Genomic DNA, 21,298 nt, shown 5'->3' with positions numbered 1-21,298 from the left:
TGATCCCATTAATAAACCAGGTTGATAAATTCGGTCTTTGTCACATTTCCGAAGTAATGCTTAATGTCCACTCCTTCAAGGGCATTTTCAATCTCTGACTTTTCATAGCGAATTCCTGTAAGCTTGCTTTCAATTTCGCTTACATCTCCAACCCCAAAGAAGTCTCCGTAAATTTTACATTCCTCAATTTTCCCTTTTGTGACGTTAAGTCTAATATCAATTTGCCCCACTGGGAAACGATGCGAGTGCTGAAGATCAAATTTGGGTGATTTTCCATAATTCCAATCCCAGTTTTGATAGCGCTCCTTGGACAGCTGATGAATTTTTTCCCAATCATCATTCGTAAGCCTGTACTCTGCAATTTCATCTAAATCACCAAAAATATTCTTAAGCAGCAAAGTGCGAAATTCTTGAATTGTGATTTTTTTATCCAGGAACTCTGAGATATTAGCAACACGGCTTCGAATAGACTTAATGCCTTTCGATTCAATTTTATCTTTCTTTACCTTTAATGCCGAAACGACATTTTCTATTTCGGAATCAAACAAGAGGGTACCATGGCTAAACATTCTGCCTTTGGTAGAAAACTGGGCATTCCCGGATATCTTTCTGCCTTCTGCCATCAGGTCATTTCGCCCGCTCAATTCAGCATTAACACCAAGCTTCTGCAAAGCTTCTACAACCGGCTCGGTAAACTTTTGGAAGTTGTGGAAGCTTTCTCCATCATCTTTTGTGATAAAGCTGAAGTTGAGATTGCCTAAATCATGATAAACAGCCCCGCCGCCAGAAAGCCTTCTGACCACATGGATACCATTGTTCTCGACATATTCAGTATTAATCTCTTCAACTGTATTCTGGTTTTTTCCAATAATAATGGAAGGTTCATTAATATAAAAAAGCAAATAGGTTTCTTCAATATCAAGATTCTTTAGTGCATATTCCTCAATAGCAAGGTTAATTCTGGGATCTGTGATTCCCTGGTTGTCAATAAAAAGCATCTGTGTTCCTCCTCAAAAAGTATGGGACCATTGATAATCCGCAATAGAAATAGGACCGGTATATTTTGTTGAAGCCTCTTCCTTCAGCTTTCGCAGTTCACCATAATGAGGCAAATGAGTCAGCAGCAAATTTTTCACCTTTGCTTTGCTGGCCAATGTTCCAGCATCCAAGCTTGTCATATGCCCAGCATTTTTTCCATTTTGATGACCGTAAAAATTGCATTCGCAAACTAATAAATCAGCATTTTCGCTAAATGCTGCCAGCTCTTCTTTATATGACGTATCAGCCGTATAAATAAGCGTTTTGCCGTCTGCTTCAATTCTCATTGCATAGCAAGGCACAGGGTGATTAGTCTTTAAAAAGCGAATTTGAAACGGCCCTGCAAAGAGAGTGCCATCAGGATCATAGCAGACTCCTTTTGTGATATCCTTGTATGTAAATTTGGCAAATTCATACTGATCAAGAGAATGACCATAGATCGGGAGGGTATCTGTTTTCCTGCCTAAAAAACTCTGAATGAGCCTGGCATGCTGCAGAACCCCTATATCCGCAATGTGATCTGGATGGTAATGCGAGATAATCACTGCATCCAATTCTTCTGGCTGAAAAAAATTCTGCATTTTTGAAAGTACGCCGCTTCCGCAGTCGATCAGCAAATGAAACCCATCATGCTCCAGCAAATACCCTGAACTCGCCCCATCAGCTTTAGGATAACCGCCCCAGCTCCCAATTACAGTTAACTTCATCACGTTTCCTCCTTATTAAAAAAGCGTAAGTTCCTACGCTATGACTGATAACCAAACTCTCAGGGAAAGGCCCATCTTTACTATGTCCAATATACTCGATTATGCCTATTTTTTCACTTTTTTAATATTGTATTGAAACAGAAGTTGACACAAAGATACTGTTATAATACAATAAACTTAAATAATCAAATTATTTAGAACAATATTACAAATCAGGAGGCTTCAACATGATTCAAAACATTATGGAGTTTTTCAGAAACCTGCCGGCAAAACAATGTTCAGAATGCGGGAAGTCGATCGAAGAGCAGCATGAATGCTACGGAAACAAGTGTGATGAATGCATGGGAATAACAGATTTATAGAATAATATATTAAAAGCCAGCCCTGTGGGCTGGCTTTGTTTTTTACTTATAATCAATCAGCCTGCCCTGCAGCAGCTGCAAATCTTTTCTTGTGCATTGCAGTAAAGTAAACAAAGGTTCCTGCAATGAACAGGGCAGCGAAACTCAATAGAATGACTGCATTCTCCCACATGAAATCAAAATTCCCGCTAGAAATGACAGCCTTTAGTCCGGAAACGGAATAGGTCATAGGCAAGTATGAACTGATTGGCTGAAGTGCATTAGGAATCAGCTCAAGCGGGAAAGTACCAGCACTTGTTGTCAGCTGGAGAATTAATATGATAATTGCAGCAAACCTGCCAGGATCACCCATTACGGTGACAAAAAATTGAATAAGCGCGATGAACGTAATGCTGGTTATGATGGTAAACAGAAGAAACAAAGGTACACTCTGCACTTCCAGGCCAAGTCCCAGCAATAGAATCAAGGCTGCAATGAGACCCTGAATAATGCCTATTCCAGCAAGAATCCCAAACTTGCTTGCAAACCAGCTAAATCCTGACCGTGGAACACCAGCCGGTTCACGAAGCGGGAATACAATAGAAAGAAGCAGAGCACCTACGAAAAGGCCAAGAGACAGAAAATAAGGCGCGAACCCAGTACCATAGTTAGGAACTTCTGTTATCTTCTCGTTATCTATTTCTACCGGATTTGCCATCATATTATAAGTTTTATCGCTGGCATTTACAGATGAGGCATTTTCAGCGCCATCCGCTAATTTATTTGCTAACTCAGCAGATCCTTCATAGATTTGTGCATTACCTTCGGCTACTTTGCCTGCGCCATCTTCAAGCTGCTTTGTGCCATCTGCAAATGCAGCTGAACCTTGGGTCAGTTTGCCAAGACCTCCTGACAAATCTGCTGCACCGCCTGCTAGCCTGTCTGCTCCGGCTTGGGCTTCACCAAATTTCTGAGCAAATGTTTCCATTCCAGCACCGAAATCTTTATGTCCCTGTACAAGCTGCTGAGAACCAGTTTCCAGATCGGATGCCCCTTGGGCAAGCTGATTTATTCCCTGCTGGAGCTGCAGCTGTCCTTCATTTAGCTGCCCCATTTTTTGGGATAATTCGGCTCCTCCCGCAGATAGTTTACCAGCTGACTCAGCAAGCTGGGCTGATCCAGCCTTCAGCTGGGCAAGCACAGTCTGAAGCTCAGCTTTTTCAGGAGATCCATCAGGAAGCTGCGATATAAAGCCCTGCAGCTTTTGCTCTAAAAGAGCAGTGCCTCCACTGAGTTTTTGTGCCTCCGTTTGCCATTGTTCCAGAGATGAAGATAAGGTTTTCGCTCCATTTTCCACCTGCTCGGTTCCATCAATCATAACAGGAAGTTTTTCCTTTATTGTAACAATCCCTGCTTTTGTTTGTGTAACACCTGCTGACAGCTTTTGACTTCCAGATTCCAGCTGATCAGAAGCTTTACTTAATTCTGATTGGCCTTCAGCTAATTTCCCTAAACCTTCTGAAAGGGATTTAGCTCCTTCTGTCATTTCTTCTGAACCTTTTCTTGCTGAGCTTACACCATTATTGAACTCAATGGATTTATCGGCTAAAAGCGCCAGCTTCTCATGCAGCGTGTCAGAACCATCCTTTAAATCTGCAGCTCCTTCACTGATTTGAAGGGCCCCATCACTTGCCTGTCCAATGCCATCTGCCAGTTCCCCTACCTTATCGAACATCGTTTCAGCATAAGTTTCAGTCACTTTTTCTGACAGAGACGCTTTAATTTTTTCTACAGCTGTTCCGCCAATTTGAGCTGATAAAAAATTGTAGCTCTCATTGGGAACGTAAATCAGGTTCATTTTCTGCGGATTGTCTTCCAGGAGAGTGGTTGCATTCTTGGAAAAATCCTTAGGGATTTCAACAAGCATATAATATTGCTGATCATTTAGATCTTTATATGCTTCCTCTTTATCAACAAATTGAAAATTAAAGTCCTTGCTTTCCTTTAATTTATCAACAAGATCATCGCCCAGATGCAATTCATTATCTTCAAATGCAGCACCTGCATCCTCATTAACGATAGCAACAGGCAGATCATCTAAATGATCGTATGGATCCCAAAATGCCCAAAGAAACATTCCGCTGTATAAAATAGGAATAAACACTACTGCGATAATAGGAATCAGCAGTTTTTTGTTTTTTAAGATTGCTGAAAACTCCTTCAAGAAAAGTTTGTTTCTCACCGTAAATCCCTCCGTAATAACTTAATGACTAATTTCCCCATTCGGTCATTTCTCTGAAAAAATAGAGGACTATCTAGTTCGATAATCCTTTCATAATGTATTGTTCAAACAGCATAGCTATTTTTTCTTTTTCCAAAGGTTCATGACGCTGCTCCCAATCAAATATGAGAGCAATATAAAGCTTCAGCATCACAAAAGATGTCAGTTCCGGATCGCATTTCCGGATTTCTCCTTTTTCAATCGCTTGTGTGACTTTGTCTTTTAAATAACTTAATATCGCATCCTCTACTTTCCCAATTACATCTGTAACAGCAGGAGTTCCCATTTCCTTTGCTTCCTGGAAAAGCTTGATTGTCAGCTGATGCTTCATGCGGAATTCAAGTATTTTATACAAACCCCGATGAACATTTTTATGAAAGGGCAAAGAAGGATCAAGCGCTTCATCAGCTGCGCTTTTCATTTCCATAATGAGCGTATGGATAATTTCATCAAACAGCTCTTCTTTATTTTTAAAGAAATTATAAATAGTGCCTTTTCCAACATTTGCAAGCTTTGCAACTTGATCCATAGTGGTTGCTTTATATCCAAATAGAGAAAATGATTTAGTGGCAGCCTCAATAATTTGCTGTTTCCGATCTGCTGACATGAACTCACCTCTTTAGAAAATGACTAAATGAACAATTTGGTCATTAGTACAAAAAGAAATTTACCATACTCTAAATGAAAAAGCAAGCTGAAATGATCCAATATAAAAAGCTGTCACACACGGACAGCTTTTTGCTTGTTGCTTTGCAAGTATTCAACTGCATTTCGAACTGCCTCTTCTGCCTGATCTATGCAGTCAGGAACGCCAAGACCTTCAAATGAACTTCCTGCCAGAAAAATGCCCGGCAGCTTTTCCTGTGCCTGTTTCTTTGCCAGCCCGACGCGTTCTTTATGTCCTACAGTATACTGCGGCATTGAATCCTTCCATCTTGTTACATAAACAAAGTCCGGATTCATTTTAATATTCATTGTTTTATTTAAATCATCAAGTACAACTTTAACAATTTGGTCATCTGACAGATCCACCACTGCTTCATCACCGGCTTTGCCAACGTAACAGCGCAGAAGCACTTTTCCTTTTGGGGTCGAATGAGGCCATTTCTTATGTGTCCAGGTACATGCAGTAATGGTGTAATCACTATGGCGTGAAACAACAAAACCGGTTCCGTCAATATCCCTCTCAATCGATTGCTCAGGAAAAGCCAGCGCTACAGTTGCCACAGAAGTGGAAGGCATGTCTTTGAACTGCCCAAAAAGTCCCCAGCCAGAGAAAATGCTGCACAGAGCATGGTGGGGAACAGCCATAACCATGCAATCTGCCTGAAGGTTTTCTCCGCCATTCATTTCAACTGTATAGCTTCTGCCAGTCTTCTTGATCGATTCAATTCGATGGCCTTTTAGTACAGTTCCAGGTTCAAGCTTGCTCTCTAGGGCATCGACAAGCGATTGAAGCCCCGATTTGAAAGTAAGGAACATCCCTTCTTTGCTTTTGCGGTTTGCGGCTTGTTTCGGGTGAGAGCCTGTGGACTTTTTCATTCCCAGAATTAAACTTCTATACTTCTGCTCAACCTGATAAAACTGCGGGAAGGTGGCCATAAGGCTTAATTGATCAATATCGCCAGCATAAATGCCAGAAAGAAGCGGTTCAATCAAATTATCGACAACTTCGTCACCAAGCCTTCTCCTGAAAAAGGCACCCAGTGACTGATCATTGGAAGAAGCGGAGCGCGGCAGCACAAAATCTGCCGCAGCTCTTGCCTTCCCTGCGGGAGAGAATAAGCCGGTTGTAATAAAGGGAGCAATTTGTGTAGGAATGCCCATGATTGATCCGCCCGGCATTGGAAATAGGCGCTGTCTTACAAGAACATAGGACTTACCGGATGTATTTCTCACAAGCTCTTTTTCCAGCCCTGCTTCCTTGGCAAGCCGGGACGCACTTTGTTTACGGGCCAGAAAGGAATCTGGTCCTCTTTCGATCACAAAACCGTCTCGTGTTATTGTTTGAATCTTGCCGCCAAGACGATGTGAAGCTTCTATGAGCTTTACATCCAGGGCCATTCCTTTTTCTTTGGCTTCCTTCTGCAGATAGTAAGCTGCAGCAAGACCAGTAATTCCCCCTCCGGCAACAACAACTTTCTGTCTCTCTCCCTGCACGGTAAATCGCCTTCTTTTCTAATTTTTTGCTTATCTATTCAGCAACTTAAAAATGGCATCAGACATCGCATCAATAAACTCTGGCTGTGAATTTGGCATTTCTGGACGGTAATAGCTTGCACCAAGCTCATCAGTGACAACTTTGCATTCATAGTCATTGTCGTACAGCACTTCAAGATGATCTGAAACAAAGCCGACAGGAGCATACACAAATGCCTTGTAGCTCTTGTTTTCATAAAGGTCCCTTGTCAAATCCTGCACATCAGGACCAAGCCATGGTTCAGGTGTGTTTCCTGCACTTTGCCAGCCAACGGCATAGTTTTTGACGCCAGCCTGTACGGCAATCAGGTCAGCTGTTTCCTGCAGCTGATGCGGATATGGATCCCCTGATTTCAGAATCTTTTCCGGCAAACTGTGTGCAGAAACAATTAACACAGCTGAATCTTTTTCTTCAGCAGGCATTTTATCGAATGTTTCCTTTACACGATCAGCCCAATATTTGATAAACTTAGGCTCTTTATACCAGCTTTCAACTGATTTTATAACAGGACCGCCAAGCTTTTCAGCCTCTTCTTTGGCTCTGCCGTTATATGATTTTACACTAAAGGTTGAGAAATGAGGTGCAAGAACAATGCTGACAGCCTCTTCAATCCCATCCTCATGCATTTGTCTAACTGCATCTTCTACGAAAGGTTCAATATGTTTTAATCCTAAATACATTTTGAATTCATAATCGTCCTGAATTTCATTTAAATGCTGTTCAAGTTTTTCAGCCTGATCTTTAGTAATTTCTGCAAGCGGTGATATTCCGCCAATCGCTTCATATCTGCTTCTTAAATCTTCAAGCATTTCCTCAGAAGGCTTTCTTCCCCTGCGGATATGTGTATAGTAACGCTCAATGTCTTCTTCCTTATAGGGAGTTCCATAAGCCATTACAAGTAAACCAACTGTCTTTTTACCCATGTCTTCCACCTCAAATAGTTTTGTATCCAGTCCTTATTGTGCCAAAAATTAAATTGATTACCAAAACTAATGCTCAAGCAATGTGCCAATCGGTTTACCAGACATTGCTCAAAGCTGTCCTAAAGGTTACTTGTTTAGTTTGGAAGCAGAGTACTCATGAATAAAAGCAGTTAATTTCTTTAATGTGTCCGGATTAACCTCCGGGAAAACACCATGCCCAAGATTAAATATATAACCAGGCTGGGCCATTCCTTGATCGAGAATAGCTTTTGCTTTTTCCTCTATAACCTCCCATGGTGCAAGGAGAATAGCCGGATCAAGATTGCCCTGGACTGTTTTGGTGATGCCTTTTGCCCTTGCTTCCTGAATCGGAAGTCTCCAATCCAGCCCAACTACATCAAGCGGCAGATCATGCCACTCCAATGCCAGGTGGCTTGCGCCTACACCGAACATGATCAACGGAACATTCTCTTCTTTTAAGGCAGAGAAAATACGATTCATTACAGGCTTAATAAAATAGCGGTAATCCTCCACATTTAAGGCGCCAACCCATGAATCGAAAATCTGGATAGCTTTCGCACCTGCTTTGACCTGGGATTTCACATATGTAATAGTCATTTCCCCAAGTTTATCCATTAAAGCAAACCAGGCTTTAGGTTCTGCATACATGAATGCTTTCGTTTTGTTGTAATTCTTAGATGGTCCGCCTTCAATCATATAGCTGGCAATAGTAAATGGAGCCCCTGCAAAACCGATTAGAGGCACAGTCAACTGCTCTTGAGTAAGAAGCTTAATAGTCTCCAGGACATATGGAACGTCCTCTTCCGGATTGATTTCCCCAAGCTTTTCTACATCCGCTATGGAACGGATAGGATTTGAAATAACAGGGCCGATTCCTGATTTAATTTCCACATCAACCCCCAGGGCAGGAAGAGGTGACATAATATCTTTATAAAGAATGGCAGCATCATTGTTATATTGCTCTACTGGCAGCCTAGTAACATAGGCACAAAGCTCAGGCTGGTGTGTAATTTCAAATAGGGAGTATTTTTCTTTTATCGCTCTATATTCCGGCTGCGAACGGCCAGCCTGGCGCATATACCAAACAGGAACATAATCTGTCTGTTCCCCCCTTGCTGCCTTCAGAAATGTATCGTTAAATGAGTTCGTCATTAAATTTTATCCACCTTTCAAGACTTGTCTGCGTATTATTGTAATATATATATACCAAAATTAGAAATCGCCAGTATCTATCCTTTATGACTATATCCTTTTTTCTCTGTTTTTGTATAGATTTGAAGGGCAAATGTCAAAAAATTGACGTTTTTAACTATCTAAATAAGGGAAAATTAAAGATTGTAAGGATATTAGCTCATAAAATTTTTCAATTAATGAATGAAATGTTTAACAGCATGATATTTTCACTGAAATGACTTTCAAAAAACACTATAAACTTTTCCAAGTGGAGTGAGAAAAAATGAAGATATATATGGCAAGAGGAACTTACGATTATTTGAAAAAAATTGAAAAAAAGCATTCCAATGAAAACATGGTTGCAATGCAGAATACTGAGAGTGCCTTATTAATCCATGAAACAGCAGGAGCCTCCATCTTTAAAGAACCTCGTTCCTATGAAGTAATTGATTCTTCCGGTACATTCAATGATGCAGGATTTGCAGTTCTGAATAATATACCTGTTACAGATGAAGGCAGGCCGCTTTTTGAGCACCGGTTTAAAAACAGGGCAGGACTTATTGAAAATGAACCGGGATTTACGGCCATCCGGGTTCTGCGGCCACTTGAATCAAACACATATATCATTCTAACACTATGGAAGGATGAAAAATCCTTTAAGAACTGGCAGAATTCCAATGCATATGAAAAAGCACATGAAAAACGCGGGACGGAAAGCGGCATCGATAAGACACCGAATATATTCTCCAGCCCTTCATATGTGACCCAATATTATATCCCTGAAGAAGAGAAATAAGAAAAGCGGAAGCGCCTAGCCCACCCCCTACAAGCACAAGACGAGCCTTCCGGAAAGGCGTCCTTTGCCTTTTTGGGAGGATTGGCTTGTGACCTCGAGGGGGTAGGCGCTGGAGCTAGACAATTATCTAACTTAAGAATTCATACATTCTTTTAATTTAATAAAGGATGAGCTGCAGCAGCTCATCCTTCTCTATGCCTGTCTTTTAATTATGCCATTTCGATTGGCATAAACTGCTGCCTGAGTACGGTCAGTCACACCCAGTTTACTGAGGATATTGCTTACGTGTGTTTTGACTGTTTTGATGCCAATGAACAATTCCTCACTGATTTCCTGGTTTGTCATCCCTTCCCCAATGCAGAGCAGAACATCAAACTCCCTTTCAGTTAAATCATCGTGAGGCTTTTTTTCTTTTTCTCTAAAACGGCTTACCATTTTCCCCGCAACCTTTGATTCAATAACGGACTCTCCTTGTGCAGCTTTCTTAATTGCATTCACAACCTCGGCAGCATTTGCTGTTTTAAGCATATAGCTGAACGCACCCGCTTCAATTGCCGGGAAAACTTGTTCATCATCGTAATAGCTGGTTATGATTATAATTTTGCACCCAGGATAGCTTTTTAAAATCTCCCTTGTGGCTTCAATTCCGTTCCCATTTTCCATCAGCAGATCCATCAGAACGATTTCCGGCCGTTCATTAAGTACAAGCTTTACAGCTTCATTTCCGCTTTCTGCTTCCCCAATTACCTTTATTCCAGCTTCCGTTGCCAAATAAGATATAATGCCTTTTCTTACCATTTCATGATCATCCACTACAGCAACACTGATCATTTCAACCTCTCCCCTTTTGCCGGAATTTTAATATCTATATAGGTTCCTTCATTTTTCTTAGAACGTATTTTGAATATTCCTCCAACTTCTTCACAGCGTTCCCTCATTGTCTTCAGCCCATAGGAGGTGATCCTCTCTTTATGAGGATTAAAGCCTTTTCCATTATCAGCAATAAAAAGATAAATGTAATCTTCTTCTTCCGTTAAGGTTATTTTTATATTCCCTGCATCAGCATGGCGGAGTACATTGGACAGGGCTTCCTGCACAATCCGAAACAAATGCTCTTCCGCTGCTTTTGAAAGATTTTCAATCTCATCAATGCTTGCATTAAAATCGATGTTTGTCTTTGCCTTTAACTCCTGTATCAGCTTAATAATTCCATCGCATAGCCTGTCATCACTCAGCTGCACGGGTCTCAAATGGAGAAGAAGCGCCCTCATTTCCCCCTGCGCTTTCGCAGCGATTTGAGAGATTTCATTTAACTGCTCTCTTGCTTTGTCGCTATCTAAATCGAAAACTCTTAGGGCAGCTGAAGACATCATACTCAAAGCGAAAAGCTGCTGGCTCACTACATCATGCAGATCCCTTGCCAGGCGCTGTCTCTCTTCCATCACAGCAGCTGAATGGGCTGTTTGTGCCAGGATAGACTTTTCATCAGCTAGCCGCTGCATGGAAAAAACTTGCTCCTGGATATTTTCCGCCAGCTGATTCAGTTCATCTGAAATTAACCCTATCTCATCTTTTTCATAGGATTCCATCCGATCAGCATACTTGCCGCTCCTTAATGTTGAAACAAATAATAAAATATCACCGAGCCTGCCTTTAATTAAGTAGCTGCCCTTAAGTCCAAAGTAGGCTCCTGTAAGAAGTAAAATGGTTAAAGCATACAAAAAAAGCGAGAAGGTGCTCTTTATCGTCATTGGCGATTCAGGATTATAAAATAGATACACCTGTAATCCGACAAAAAAGATTAATGAACTTATAATGGCCATCATAATAAAACTCTGTACAAACCAATACCTGATCCCGGTTTTTCTCATCATATACCCCTATACTTTATCGATCCGGATGGATCCAATTTTTACTTGTACAGCGATTCTCAGCTTTCTTGATGCTTCATCGTAACCGGGCGACTTATATTGAAGACTGCGGTTAATGTCACCTGTCTTTTGATCAAAAATGCGAATGTCACCTATATTAATATTTGACTGGATCATCACGGGAATGTTTTCAGGAATGATCATTTTCACATCCCCAATCCACCCTCTTACAATGACAGGTGTCTCTTTCTCCGGGATGAAGGCCTTGCTGAAATCAATAAAATAATCACCGATCATTGTATATAAATCCATTGGCTCCAGAGACCAATTTGGCTGTTTAAAATCCACATCGCCAATCGAAAAACCTCTTATATTTTTAAGCGGCTGCGGGCTTTCGTATTTTGATATATTAATAACCTTCTTCTCCGCTGCACCCTTGTTTTTTTCATATATATCCGCTGGGAAATCCTGTTCAAAATGAATCTTCAAACGATCTCGTTTCAATAAAATATTAATGCCGAAAAAAATAAGGAACAGGGGCCAAAGTTTCCATATTTCCATAAACCTAAATTCAGTTACTTCAAAACGATCAAGGATTAATAGAAAAGAAAATACTATTAGAAATAACCCGGGAAACATTCCGCTCCGGCTTTTCTTCAACATGTATGACAGCAGGTAATGGAGTCCTGCAGCCAATAAAATAAAGGGGTAAATTACGACAAATACCTCTTTTATTTCCAAGGAAATGACACCTATGTTCATAAGGAGAAGCAAAACTCCAACTGCTGATAAAGTTACCGCGAAGATGATCTGATTAACTGACCTGTATCTCATAGGCGTTCCCTTCCTTCTTTTCTCCTATTCTTGTATTCGCTAAAATAGAAACCTTTTCCTTCAATATATTCATTTTATCACTCAGCTGTTTTACCGAAACATTCCGCAGAGTGGTTCAGCCTCCGCCTCCGGACGGATGCAATTCATATCACCATTTATTTCTTCCCATCATATTCTGTAATACATTCCAAATCGGGTGATTCGCCTAAATCGGCGCTTCTCTATGGAATTATGAAAGGGGGAAAATAGATGGGAGTTGAACTTACAGCCATCCATTGGATTTATGTTCTTTTTATTCTGTTAATTATTGGTTTCATGATTATGAGGAGAGATACAACCCTTGTCTGTATTGCAGGCATCTTTTTAATTGCCATAACGGCTACCGGCTCCTTAAGCAGTTCAGTCAGCAGTATTTTTACCAGTTTTATTTTTGCCATTACAGAACTCCTTTCCACCATACTGGTCATTTCAATAATTGTCGCCATGAGCCGGACACTGACCATAACTGGAATCAATGATGTCATGATCTCTCCTTTTACCAAATTAATCAGGACACCAGCGCTCGCCTATTGGACTATTGGGATTTTGATGATGGTCATCTCATGGTTTTTTTGGCCATCTCCTGCAGTTGCATTAATGGGAGCAGTACTTCTCCCAGTAGCCATCCGGGTTGGATTGCCTGCTTTGGGCGTGGCAATGGCCATGAACCTATTCGGACACGGTATTGCATTATCCGGGGATTTTATAATCCAGGCTGCACCGAAGTTAACTGCCGATGCAGCCGGGCTTCCTGTCGGGGAAGTCATATCAGCCAGTATTCCGCTTGTTATTATTATGGGATCAGTGACAACTATTACAGCTTTTTATCTTATAAAGAGAGACATGAAAAGCGGAAAGCTGAATGCAGCAACAGGACTCACCGTGGATACCCCTGCCGAACTTCAGTCTGACGCCAGTCAACAACATTTGCTATCACTTAATCAAAAGCGTTTTTTTGCCCTATTCATTCCTGTCTTATTTGCTGCTGATGTTGCTGCCATGTTTGCACTCGACCTCCAGGGCGGTGACGCAACAGCTTTAGTAGGCGGGACATCGATTTTCATCCTTCTGATGATTTCGCTATCTGCACATCGGAATAAAGGCCTTGAAAAAACAACTGGCTATTTAGTTGAAGGCTTCCAGTTTGGTTTTAGGGTTTTTGGCCCTGTAATTCCAATTGCAGCTTTCTTTTATCTGGGGGACGCTGGATTTACTCAAATGATAGGAGACTTTCTGCCAAAAGACTCTCATGGAATCGTTAATGATCTTGGAGTTGGCCTGGCATCCGCTGTACCTTTAAGCAAAGAAGTAGGGGCCATTACATTAACAGTGGTTGGCGCCATTACCGGCCTGGACGGATCTGGTTTTTCCGGCATATCACTTGCCGGCTCGATTGCAAGCCTGTTCGCGGCAGCCATAGGCACAGGCGCGGCAACCCTAACAGCTTTAGGCCAGGTAGCCGGAATCTGGGTAGGCGGAGGTACGCTTGTTCCTTGGGCCCTCATCCCTGCAGCAGCCATCTGTAATGTAGACGCTTTTGAACTGGCACGCAGGAATTTGCTTCCGGTGACAATTGGTTTAATTGTGACAACTATTGCAGCCATGTTTCTCATTTAAAAAGCAGTAAAGAGACTATCTGCGATAGTCTCTTTACTTTATGCCGAGTCTCTCTGGTGTGAATTTCTTCTGAACATTGACTTTAGTGCTGCGTAAAGTGAAATCGTAATAAATACCCAAATATATCCTGCTGCAAATCCCGCTGCAATATCTGACGGATAATGTACACCCATCACAATCCGGCTGATTCCCATTAGAAAAATCCATATGCCAGCTAATATCGCCGTGATCCATTTTGCAGACTTGGACTTTAATTCGTCAATGATAAAATAGGCCATAACCGCATAGAGGATCATCCCAATCATTGCATGTCCGCTCGGAAAGCTGAGACTCGCCACATCAACCAGATGTTCCTGATCAGGGCGCGGCCTGCCAATAGCCTCTTTAAGCCACTTATTTACTTCATTTCCCGCTGCAACAGCAAAAACAACTGATGCCATCGCTTCATAATTCCTATATTTAAACAAAAGTAACAATAAGAATGCCAATGTGATAATTCCAACACCGGCTTTATCTCCCAAAGTGTCCATAGCTTCAAAAAATGGATGGGTATTTTCTGAAAACAAACCTGTAAAAAATTTCGAAAAATAACGATCAAATTCCAGTGATGCTCCGATATTAACAGAAGCCAAAAAATAGAGAAAAACTGCCGCAGATACAGCCAGGAAAAAGTATGCCCATTTAGATTTATGCGTTTTCAATCTTACTAATCCCTCCCATTTAGCATTTTAATTTATAGTATCATCTCTGATTCATTTGTATTATGTTAAGTTTTAAAAAAGATTTCCCCCTTTAACCTATTAAAGAATGTTATAATAATGAAAAAATTATAAAGATAGGAGAGGAAATCATGTCCGAAACGTTATTTAAAAAACTGGAAAGCTATTACGATGAAATGGTCTCCATCCGCCGCTATCTTCACCAGAACCCTGAAGTATCCTTTAAGGAAGAAAAGACGGCTCACTATATCAAAACCTATTATGAAAATCTGGGGATTGAAGTCCAGGGGCATATAGGAGGTAATGGGGTTGTTGCTAAGATCTATGGCAGCAAACCAGGAAAAACCATCGCTTTAAGAGCCGACTTTGATGCACTGCCTATCCAAGATGAAAAGGATGTCCCATATAAATCATTGGTACCAGGTGTTATGCATGCTTGCGGACATGATGGACACACAGCAACCTTGCTTGTGCTGGCAAAGGCACTCAATGAACTTCGCGATGAACTAGAAGGTACATATGTCATGATTCACCAGCACGCTGAGGAATATGCCCCAGGCGGCGCGAAATCGATGATCGAAGATGGCTGCCTTGAGGGAGTCGACGCCATTTTTGGAACTCACCTATGGGCATCCGAACCAACAGGGAAAATTCAATATCGAGTCGGTCCATTTATGGCGGCAGCAGACAGGTTTGAAGTTTCCATCCAAGGAAAAGGCGGACATGGAGCACAGCCTCACAAAACAAAGGATGCTATTGTAACTGCGGCTCAGCTGGTCGTGAATCTTCAGCAAATCGTCAGCAGAAAAGTAAATCCCATTGATTCTGCAGTAGTAACAGTTGGATCATTCGTAGCTGATAACGCATTTAATGTAATTGCCGATAGAGCAAAATTGATCGGGACCGTCCGTACATTTAACGAGGACGTCCGCACCAATATCGAAGAGGAAATCGAGCGCATTGTTAAAGGAACATGCTACACAGCAGACAGCTCCTATGATTATCAATTCCATAGAGGCTATCCTGCTGTTATTAATCATAAAACAGAAACCGAATTCCTGGCTGAACTTGCAGGGAAGATTGATGAAGTCAAGTGGGTAGAAGAAACAGAGCCGGATATGGGCGGGGAAGATTTCGCCTACTATCTCCAGCAGGTTAAAGGCACCTTCTTCTTTACAGGTGCAAGACCGGAAAACACAGATGAAAATTACCCGCACCATCATCCAAAGTTTGATATCGATGAAAAAGCCATGCTGATCGCAGCCAAAACATTGGGATCAGCAGCTTTAAACTATCATAGCTTTCATGAAAGCAAGGATTCTGTCGAGGTAGGATCGTAAGAGGTAATATAGATTGGGCCAGGCGACTGGCCCATTTCTTTTGTGGTGTGGACCTTTTTATCAGCGGATTTTATGTTTGGAGCTATTGTCTCAATCAATTTCCCATTTGGCGCATACCGGAATATTTTCAGCGCATTCCTCAACCGGCTTGGCGCAATTCCTTCGTTTCAGCGCAATTAACTGTTTTTTTGGCGCTTTCCTCTCCTCTTTTGACGCATACCCGAATCTCTTCGGTACAATCCCTGGCCAAATTGCGCAATAAACTCACTCGCCCCCATCTAAAATTGCCAAAAAAAACCCCAAGCCTAATCAGGTCTCGGGGCAGTCTTTAATATCCTCAGACGATAAGCATTTTTAGCGGTTTCTCCTAAATGGTCAAGCAAATTATAGTTCGCATATGCTCCAACAGCAGCACCTATACCGGGCACCAGCTGGAGCATCTTAACGAAGTCGATATAATCACGGTATTCCTGCTGAAATACCTTCCAGTCCATGTCTGCCAGAGCTTCCTTACGGTCATCCCATTCTTCAATCAGCTTCAGTGTTTCTTTCCTTTTGTCATCGCTGGAAAATGCGAGCTGAAAGACGTGCAGGAGAAACAGGCGCTCCTCATAATCATTTGTATCAAACCCATATACGGCGGCAGCTTCAAAAAGAAATTTCATCTTTATGCTCAGCAGTAAAGGAAAATCTGCCAGGCCAAGGAGAATTCCTCCTGCTCCAGTCCCGGCCCCTTCGACCGCAGCTGTTTTGCGGTAGGTCGAAACCTTCTCTTCAAGCATGTGATCCATTACTTCAAGGCCACGGCTGGCGGAATGTTTTTTTCTGGTGGTTGCATTTGATCCAATCAGGGTTGCCTTTACCATATTCTTTATGCTGTCTGTAATAATTTGATGAGCTTTTTCGGGTATTATACTATTTACCTTTGTTTGAGCTTTTTTCGAAAGGCGGTTCAGCATACTGGAACGCTTATTTATTCGTCTCTTCCACTCTTCAATTTCGTGATACGCTTTTAATTCATACTCCCTCATTTTCATACCTGCCTTCATTCAGGATGACTATATATACGTATGCCAGTCAGCAATGGTTTCATTTTATGCCCGGCTGCCCGCCAGCCGTTTCTGAATATAGAAATGGGTATATACATATGCAAATAAAATCCCTAATGCCAAAGACAGCAGTGATCCCATCCATCCGCCATTGGCCAGGACAGCCAGCGATAAGAGGAGTGCCTGAACATATAGGATGCCAGTAAGCAGCTGTTTAAAGGACTTCTCCTTTATGTCCCCTTTAACCGGGTATAAATTCACCCACAGCTTATCCTGGTGATGATTCCATAAAGGCAGGAGCTGAAAGCCTGTTAAGTACATGAAGAGCGGTACAAGCAGTATTTGTCCCATTCCATACGAGATTAAATAAATCGCTCCAGCACCAATAAATGTTAAACGAATGAATATACCGAAGTAATCACCAGAACGGAGAAACGTTCTAACAAAAAGGTTTTTAAAAGTCGCATCCTGTTTGAAAGGAATGCCTGATATCAGCCAATCAAGCCATTTCCGCCTTTTTACGCGATCTTTCAGTTTTGGAACATCTGTAAACATATTGGCAAGCCTATAGAAAGACGTCATTCTCCTCTCTTCCTGGTCAATCAAAATCTCCCATTTTAGTCCTTTATCCCTGGATTTCATGCTGAAGAACAAGTACAGCAGAATCAGCAGCACGCCTGCAGCCAGCATAAAAATGGGGGAAGCACCGCTAAAAAGGAAATATAGAAACACAGCGTTTACTGCATAGCGGACACATGCATCCAGGATATGCACGCTAGTTTCAATGTAATATTGTATCTTCCAGCGGATCAGCAAATTGATAATTTTTAACGACAGCAGGATAAGCAGAAAAGGTAAAAACGTATTAAAACTGCCATCATTCACTCTGGCATACAAGGGCATAAAAATCCCCAGCCCCATTACCAGGATGTATGCATGCACCAAAAAACTGACTGCCAGCGAGCGTCTAAAATAACTTGAGAGCCTATCTTCAAGCGGCAGAAGAAAAATTTTGTCTGCCTCAGAAAAAAATGTATAAATCGGGCTGTATGTAACCAGAAGGGCTAAAATAATTGCCATTACCGCTGCAGCAGGAAAATGACTGGGAAGTGTCTTTATCCACTCCTGATAATAAAAAGCGGCAGTACCCAGAAGGAACACCATGACAATGACAATATGGCCATTAAAAATATAACGGAGATAGCGGGAAAGCTCTTTGACTGTCCTCCCGAATCTCTCCTTCCATAACTGTTTTTCATCAAACATAATCTTCTTCCTTTGTGAGCTGGATATATAAATCATCAAGGGTTGCTCCCGGCATAGCAAATTGCTGCTGCAGCTCTGCTAAAGTTCCCTTCGCCCTCACTTTTCCTTCATGCAAAATCACAAAACGATCACAATATCTTTCAGCAGTTGCCAGTATATGGGTGGACATAAGGATGCCTGAACCGCTTTCTTTCATTTTTTTCATCAAATCAAGAAGTGATTGAATGCCCAGCGGGTCAAGACCTACAAACGGTTCATCAACAATGTATAATGAAGGCTGCACCAGAAAGGCGCACATAATCATTACCTTTTGTTTCATCCCTTTAGAAAAATGGGCAGGAAACCACTTAAGTCTTTTTTCCATTCTGAATTCCTTTAGGAGTGTCGCCACTCTTGATTTATAGTCTGCTTCAGGCAGGCCGTATGCCATGGCTGTTAAACGCAAATGTTCTTCCAGTGTTAATTCATCATACAAAATCGGCGTTTCCGGAACAAAGGTGAATTGCTTGCGATACCCTTCCTTATCCTTAAGGAACTGCGTGCCATTGATCGTTATTTCGCCTTCCTTTGGTTCCATTAAACCAATTACATGTTTGATGGTCGTACTTTTTCCGGCTCCGTTAAGACCAATCAGGCCGACAATTTCTTTTTCTGCCACATCAAAGGAGACATCCTTCAAAACCGGGTTTCTTGTATAGCCGCCGGTAACGTTTTTAATTTCGAGCAGCGCCATTTTCAACGTCCTTCCTACTATATATGTAAGACCATTGTAAAAAAAGCCAAAGGATATTGTCCAGTTTGGGGATAATCCCTGCATATAAATCCCGAATCCGGACATTCTAATCTATGAAGGGGAAACAAATCATTTGAACAACATTCAGATGATCAAAACTTGAAATGAGGTGTCTGTCGCAGACAGTTTCCTTTCAGTATAAGCTTCAAACGTTCCTAATAAGGGGATGGTTGCATTGCACATGAAACCTGATGATCTTAAACACTTGATCGCTTAATCAAAAGTGGTCACTAAGTCATTTTATAAATGAGGTGTTTGTTAAAGACTATCATCCATGCTTTATACGCCCGTGAATGCATATAAAGATAATAAGGGGATGGTCCGATTGAACAAAGATCGATTTTCTCTAGATATGAACACAATTCATTCATAAATGAGGTGTTTGTTAAAGAGAATTTACCTGAAGTAGAAACGTTCCAATAGAAGCTTCCCCTTCACCGAAGGCAGGATTCCAAGCGGATCCTGCCTTTTATTTTATTAATAGACAATGCAATCATCCCTTCTCCGCAATAATATGTTTCACTTTTTTGTTTTTTGGCGGATATGGTAGAATTGTGTAAAAGTATATTTGGTTAGGAGCTGACATAATGAACGATTGTATTTTCTGTAAAATAATCAATGGCGAGATTCCTTCGGCCAAAGTTTTCGAAAACGAGCATGTGATGGCATTTCTGGACATAAGCCAGGTTACTAAAGGGCATACACTTGTTATCCCGAAAGTACATAAAGAAAATTTATATGAAATGGATGCGGAAACAGCCCGCAGCTATTTCGAATCTGTTCCGGAAATTGCAAGAGCCATCAAGGCTGAATTTGATCCAATTGGTTTGAATTTAATTAATAACAATGGTGAACATGCCGGGCAGACCGTTTTCCACTTTCACTCCCACCTTATTCCCCGTTATGGAGAAGGAGATGGCTTAGGAGTTGTGTGGAAATCACACCAATCGGAATATTCAGCCTCAGATCTTAAGGAGATCTCTGAAGCCATAGCAAAACACCTGTAACTCTCGCATCCTCCTGTTTTTGCAGGGGGAATTTTTTTACCTCCTTCATCCCCTAATTTTCAAAATGTTCATTTTTTTCTCTGTACAAATCAGTAAATTTTGTTAACATATTAAATATCTTTATTTCTTTACAGCGTTATAGTGAATTGATTTTATATTTTTGGAGGGAGAAAAATGTACCGAGCTCTAAATTTTAATGCAGGTCCCGCAGCCCTGCCGGAAGAGGTATTAAAAGAAGCGGAAAAGAATTTACTGAACTTCAGCAATACCGGAATGGGCATAATGGAACTAAGCCATAGAAGCAAAGAGTATCAGGCAGTACATGATCAGGCAATAACACTTTTGAGAAAACTGCTGGCCATTCCGGATGATTATGAAGTGCTATTTATCCAGGGAGGTGCAAGTCTCCAGTTTTCTATGGTTCCGATGAACCTGCTGGGAAAAGATCAAGAAGCCCATTATATCCTCAGCGGCTCCTGGTCGGAGAAAGCTTTAAAAGAAGCAGATAAAATTGGCAAAACCGTTATTTCTGCCTCCAGCAAGGATCAAAAATACCGCTTCATCCCAGCATACAATCAAAATGACATTCCTGATAATGCTGCCTATCTTCATATTACCAGCAACAATACAATTTACGGCACACAATGGAAAACATTTCCTTCAAATAAAAAAACACCACTTGTAGCTGATATGTCCAGCGATATTTTAAGCCGTCCATTGGGAGTGGAGCAATTCGATTTGATCTATGCAGGCGCCCAGAAAAATCTCGGCCCTTCCGGTGTAACAGTTGTCATTATCCGCAAAGAACTATTACAAAGATCATCAGAAAATCTCCCTGCAATGCTGAATTATAATACGTTTGCCAATAATAACTCTTTATATAACACACCTCCCACTCTGGCTATTTATTTGCTTTCCCTGGTGCTTGAATGGGCGGATAAGAAAGGCGGCCTTCAGCAGATTGAAAAGGCCAATGAAAAGAAGGCGAAAATGCTTTATGATGTAATAGATGAAAGCGAAGGCTTTTACATAGGGCATGCTCATAAAGACAGCAGATCCCTTATGAATGTCACTTTTAATCTTCAAAATGAGGACCTCTCCAGGGAATTTCTGCACCAGGCAAAAGAAGCAGGGTTTGTTGGGCTCGGAGGACACCGTTCTATAGGCGGCTGCCGCGCTTCCATTTATAATGCTGTGCCAGAACAGCATGTTGAAAAACTGGCCGCATTTATGAAAGCCTTTAAGAATAATAGTTAAAAATATAACACCTTTTCATCCCGGGG

The 21,298-nt window shown here is 41.4% G+C and carries 20 protein-coding genes; 6 read left to right on the top strand and 14 right to left on the bottom strand.

The genetic code is table 11. From position 1 onward, the window contains the following. Positions 1-8: 8 nt before the first annotated feature. Positions 9-998 (bottom strand): lipoate--protein ligase, encoded by a 990-nt coding sequence (locus A361_RS07075; RefSeq protein ID WP_009331397.1) that lies wholly within the window; start codon positions 996-998, stop codon positions 9-11. Between the two features lie 12 nt (positions 999-1,010). Further along, positions 1,011-1,745, bottom strand: coding sequence for an MBL fold metallo-hydrolase (locus A361_RS07070; protein ID WP_009331399.1), 735 nt, complete (start codon positions 1,743-1,745; stop codon positions 1,011-1,013). A 227-nt stretch (positions 1,746-1,972) separates the two neighbouring features. Here A361_RS07070 and yhfH point away from each other — a divergent pair, with 227 nt between their 5' ends. Further along, entirely contained in the window at positions 1,973-2,107 is a 135-nt protein-coding gene (gene yhfH / locus A361_RS29130) for a protein YhfH (protein WP_019381436.1), read from the top strand. 52 nt (positions 2,108-2,159) lie between these two features. On the opposite strand, the gene A361_RS07065 is transcribed toward yhfH, so the two are convergent. The 5 genes from A361_RS07065 to hemE form a co-directional block, all read right to left on the bottom strand. After that, on the bottom strand, positions 2,160-4,328 hold the full coding sequence (locus A361_RS07065) for a YhgE/Pip domain-containing protein (RefSeq protein WP_019381435.1): 2,169 nt from the start codon (positions 4,326-4,328) through the stop codon (positions 2,160-2,162). A gap of 73 nt (positions 4,329-4,401) precedes the next feature. Beyond that, positions 4,402-4,974, bottom strand: a complete 573-nt coding sequence (locus tag A361_RS07060; protein WP_009331405.1) for a TetR/AcrR family transcriptional regulator — start codon at positions 4,972-4,974, stop codon at positions 4,402-4,404. A 113-nt stretch (positions 4,975-5,087) separates the two neighbouring features. After that, positions 5,088-6,527, bottom strand: a complete 1,440-nt coding sequence (hemY, locus tag A361_RS07055; RefSeq protein WP_019381434.1) for a protoporphyrinogen oxidase — start codon at positions 6,525-6,527, stop codon at positions 5,088-5,090. A gap of 30 nt (positions 6,528-6,557) precedes the next feature. Continuing rightward, positions 6,558-7,490 (bottom strand): ferrochelatase, encoded by a 933-nt coding sequence (gene hemH, locus A361_RS07050; protein ID WP_019381433.1) that lies wholly within the window; start codon positions 7,488-7,490, stop codon positions 6,558-6,560. A gap of 126 nt (positions 7,491-7,616) precedes the next feature. Then, positions 7,617-8,663, bottom strand: coding sequence for a uroporphyrinogen decarboxylase (hemE, locus tag A361_RS07045; RefSeq protein WP_019381432.1), 1,047 nt, complete (start codon positions 8,661-8,663; stop codon positions 7,617-7,619). 304 nt (positions 8,664-8,967) lie between these two features. Between hemE and A361_RS07040 the strand changes: the two genes are divergently transcribed. Continuing rightward, positions 8,968-9,480: an antibiotic biosynthesis monooxygenase family protein gene (locus A361_RS07040; protein ID WP_019381431.1), complete on the top strand. Its 513-nt coding sequence runs from the start codon at positions 8,968-8,970 to the stop codon at positions 9,478-9,480. A gap of 192 nt (positions 9,481-9,672) precedes the next feature. On the opposite strand, the gene A361_RS07035 is transcribed toward A361_RS07040, so the two are convergent. Genes A361_RS07035 through liaF form a run of 3 tightly spaced genes read right to left on the bottom strand, consistent with a single transcriptional unit; the run spans position 9,673 to position 12,185 of the window. Further along, on the bottom strand, positions 9,673-10,311 hold the full coding sequence (locus A361_RS07035; protein ID WP_009331415.1) for a response regulator transcription factor: 639 nt from the start codon (positions 10,309-10,311) through the stop codon (positions 9,673-9,675). Then, positions 10,308-11,354, bottom strand: a complete 1,047-nt coding sequence (locus A361_RS07030) for a sensor histidine kinase (RefSeq protein WP_009331416.1) — start codon at positions 11,352-11,354, stop codon at positions 10,308-10,310. Before A361_RS07030 ends, A361_RS07035 begins: the two co-directional genes overlap by 4 nt. Before the next feature lie 6 nt (positions 11,355-11,360). Continuing rightward, positions 11,361-12,185, bottom strand: coding sequence for a cell wall-active antibiotics response protein LiaF (gene liaF, locus A361_RS07025; RefSeq protein ID WP_009331418.1), 825 nt, complete (start codon positions 12,183-12,185; stop codon positions 11,361-11,363). Positions 12,186-12,434: 249 nt separating this feature from the next. Between liaF and A361_RS07020 the strand changes: the two genes are divergently transcribed. Next, on the top strand, positions 12,435-13,841 hold the full coding sequence (locus A361_RS07020) for a hypothetical protein (RefSeq protein WP_019381429.1): 1,407 nt from the start codon (positions 12,435-12,437) through the stop codon (positions 13,839-13,841). Between the two features lie 38 nt (positions 13,842-13,879). On the opposite strand, the gene A361_RS07015 is transcribed toward A361_RS07020, so the two are convergent. Continuing rightward, entirely contained in the window at positions 13,880-14,542 is a 663-nt protein-coding gene (locus tag A361_RS07015; protein WP_019381428.1) for a phosphatase PAP2 family protein, read from the bottom strand. Between the two features lie 149 nt (positions 14,543-14,691). On the opposite strand from A361_RS07015, the gene A361_RS07010 reads away from it, so the two are divergent. Continuing rightward, on the top strand, positions 14,692-15,900 hold the full coding sequence (locus tag A361_RS07010) for a M20 family metallopeptidase (RefSeq protein ID WP_019381427.1): 1,209 nt from the start codon (positions 14,692-14,694) through the stop codon (positions 15,898-15,900). 305 nt (positions 15,901-16,205) lie between these two features. Here the strand turns inward: A361_RS07010 and A361_RS07005 are convergent, their stop codons facing one another. The 3 genes from A361_RS07005 to A361_RS06995 all read right to left on the bottom strand — a co-directional run bounded on the left by A361_RS07005 (position 16,206) and on the right by A361_RS06995 (position 18,948). After that, complete coding sequence (locus A361_RS07005) at positions 16,206-16,931, bottom strand: EcsC family protein (protein WP_009331422.1); 726 nt, start codon at positions 16,929-16,931, stop codon at positions 16,206-16,208. A gap of 63 nt (positions 16,932-16,994) precedes the next feature. Beyond that, entirely contained in the window at positions 16,995-18,215 is a 1,221-nt protein-coding gene (locus A361_RS07000) for an ABC transporter permease (protein ID WP_019381426.1), read from the bottom strand. Next, on the bottom strand, positions 18,208-18,948 hold the full coding sequence (locus A361_RS06995; RefSeq protein WP_009331424.1) for an ABC transporter ATP-binding protein: 741 nt from the start codon (positions 18,946-18,948) through the stop codon (positions 18,208-18,210). The genes A361_RS07000 and A361_RS06995 overlap by 8 nt, the downstream gene beginning before the upstream one ends. 647 nt (positions 18,949-19,595) lie before the next feature. Between A361_RS06995 and A361_RS06990 the strand changes: the two genes are divergently transcribed. Both A361_RS06990 and serC read left to right on the top strand, forming a co-directional pair. Then, positions 19,596-20,015, top strand: a complete 420-nt coding sequence (locus A361_RS06990; protein ID WP_009331425.1) for an HIT family protein — start codon at positions 19,596-19,598, stop codon at positions 20,013-20,015. 174 nt (positions 20,016-20,189) lie between these two features. Then, positions 20,190-21,272, top strand: coding sequence for a 3-phosphoserine/phosphohydroxythreonine transaminase (gene serC, locus A361_RS06985; RefSeq protein ID WP_009331426.1), 1,083 nt, complete (start codon positions 20,190-20,192; stop codon positions 21,270-21,272). Positions 21,273-21,298: the final 26 nt, after the last annotated feature.

The sequence above is a fragment of the Cytobacillus oceanisediminis 2691 genome, assembly GCF_000294775.2.
In the GTDB taxonomy this organism is placed as follows: domain Bacteria; phylum Bacillota; class Bacilli; order Bacillales; family Cytobacillaceae; genus Cytobacillus; species Cytobacillus pseudoceanisediminis.
The sequence above is the reverse complement of the archived record's forward strand: the minus strand, read 5'-3'. Positions and strand labels throughout refer to the sequence as shown.

Excerpts from the sequence above, each read along its gene's own strand:
- yhfH (WP_019381436.1), top strand. The coding sequence starts at position 1,973 with ATGATTCAAAACATTATGGAGTTTTTCAGAAACCTGCCGGCAAAACAA.
- A361_RS07005 (WP_009331422.1), bottom strand. The coding sequence starts at position 16,931 with ATGAGGGAGTATGAATTAAAAGCGTATCACGAAATTGAAGAGTGGAAG.
- A361_RS07030 (WP_009331416.1), bottom strand. The coding sequence starts at position 11,354 with ATGATGAGAAAAACCGGGATCAGGTATTGGTTTGTACAGAGTTTTATT.
- A361_RS07035 (WP_009331415.1), bottom strand. The coding sequence starts at position 10,311 with ATGATCAGTGTTGCTGTAGTGGATGATCATGAAATGGTAAGAAAAGGC.
- A361_RS07060 (WP_009331405.1), bottom strand. The coding sequence starts at position 4,974 with ATGTCAGCAGATCGGAAACAGCAAATTATTGAGGCTGCCACTAAATCA.
- hemH (WP_019381433.1), bottom strand. The coding sequence starts at position 7,490 with ATGGGTAAAAAGACAGTTGGTTTACTTGTAATGGCTTATGGAACTCCC.
- A361_RS07020 (WP_019381429.1), top strand. The coding sequence starts at position 12,435 with ATGGGAGTTGAACTTACAGCCATCCATTGGATTTATGTTCTTTTTATT.
- A361_RS07075 (WP_009331397.1), bottom strand. The coding sequence starts at position 998 with ATGCTTTTTATTGACAACCAGGGAATCACAGATCCCAGAATTAACCTT.
- A361_RS06995 (WP_009331424.1), bottom strand. The coding sequence starts at position 18,948 with ATGGCGCTGCTCGAAATTAAAAACGTTACCGGCGGCTATACAAGAAAC.
- A361_RS07000 (WP_019381426.1), bottom strand. The coding sequence starts at position 18,215 with ATGTTTGATGAAAAACAGTTATGGAAGGAGAGATTCGGGAGGACAGTC.
- hemE (WP_019381432.1), bottom strand. The coding sequence starts at position 8,663 with ATGACGAACTCATTTAACGATACATTTCTGAAGGCAGCAAGGGGGGAA.
- liaF (WP_009331418.1), bottom strand. The coding sequence starts at position 12,185 with ATGAGATACAGGTCAGTTAATCAGATCATCTTCGCGGTAACTTTATCA.
- A361_RS06990 (WP_009331425.1), top strand. The coding sequence starts at position 19,596 with ATGAACGATTGTATTTTCTGTAAAATAATCAATGGCGAGATTCCTTCG.
- A361_RS07040 (WP_019381431.1), top strand. The coding sequence starts at position 8,968 with ATGAAGATATATATGGCAAGAGGAACTTACGATTATTTGAAAAAAATT.
- A361_RS07010 (WP_019381427.1), top strand. The coding sequence starts at position 14,692 with ATGTCCGAAACGTTATTTAAAAAACTGGAAAGCTATTACGATGAAATG.
- A361_RS07070 (WP_009331399.1), bottom strand. The coding sequence starts at position 1,745 with ATGAAGTTAACTGTAATTGGGAGCTGGGGCGGTTATCCTAAAGCTGAT.
- serC (WP_009331426.1), top strand. The coding sequence starts at position 20,190 with ATGTACCGAGCTCTAAATTTTAATGCAGGTCCCGCAGCCCTGCCGGAA.